The organism is Terriglobus sp. ADX1 (assembly GCF_036877645.1).
GTDB lineage: Bacteria > Acidobacteriota > Terriglobia > Terriglobales > Acidobacteriaceae > Terriglobus.
Window position 1 is genome coordinate 1 of sequence record NZ_JAEDXV010000113.1, and the last position, 254, is coordinate 254.

The 254-nt window shown below is 72.0% G+C and carries 1 protein-coding gene; it reads right to left on the reverse strand.

Translation table 11 applies throughout. From position 1 onward, the window contains the following. The coding region (locus JAO32_RS19845) for a Gfo/Idh/MocA family oxidoreductase (protein ID WP_334243627.1) at positions 1 to 254 on the reverse strand (254 nt) is incomplete at both ends.

Sequence of the window (254 nt, forward strand, 5' to 3'; positions counted from 1 at the left end):
CTCAAGCAGCGCGATGGCGGCGGAGGCGTGGTGGACAGTGGGCGTGCAGACGCTGGCGGCGGCGATGCCAAGGCCTGCGGCGAGCAGATCGTCGACCGAGGCGAAGACGGGGATGCCGTATTCGGCGGCGACGGCCGCACGCGCGGATTCGCTGGGGTCAGCGCAGGCGGCGAGGCGGATGCCTGCACCGGCCTGTTCCAGCGCGCGATAGACGCGGAGATGGTTGCGACCGAAGGCGCGGCGCCGATGACTGC